We start from the raw sequence: 348 nt of genomic DNA on the forward strand, positions 1-348 counted from the left end.
TATGGAGGATACAGGGATCGAACCTGTGACCTCCTGCTTGTAAGGCAGATGCTCTCCCAGCTGAGCTAATCCTCCAAAATAAATGACCCGTACGAGATTCGAACTCATGTTACTGCCGTGAAAGGGCAGTGTCTTAAACCACTTGACCAACGGGTCATATTATAAAAAAATATACGGAGAGTGAGGGATTCGAACCCTCGAAACAGACTTTAATCCGTTTACATCATTTCCAATGATGCTCCATCGGCCAGCTCGGACAACTCTCCATAGTACTCCGGCAGGCGGGCTCGAACCGTCGACAACCTGATTAACAGTCAGGTGCTCTACCAACTGAGCTATGCCGGAATA

4 tRNA genes are annotated in these 348 nt (G+C 48.0%); all 4 read right to left on the reverse strand.

Annotated elements, in window-relative coordinates:
* Positions 1–2: 2 nt before the first annotated feature.
* A tRNA-Val gene (locus tag LfDm3_RS05730) sits at positions 3–75 on the reverse strand.
* 8 nt (positions 76–83) lie between these two features.
* Positions 84–156 (reverse strand) — tRNA-Glu (locus LfDm3_RS05735).
* Between the two features lie 18 nt (positions 157–174).
* Positions 175–266, reverse strand: a tRNA-Ser gene (locus tag LfDm3_RS05740).
* A gap of 6 nt (positions 267–272) precedes the next feature.
* Positions 273–345: transfer RNA gene (locus LfDm3_RS05745), tRNA-Asn, on the reverse strand.
* Positions 346–348: the final 3 nt, after the last annotated feature.

Source organism: Fructilactobacillus fructivorans (assembly GCF_000814735.1).
Lineage (GTDB): Bacteria > Bacillota > Bacilli > Lactobacillales > Lactobacillaceae > Fructilactobacillus > Fructilactobacillus fructivorans.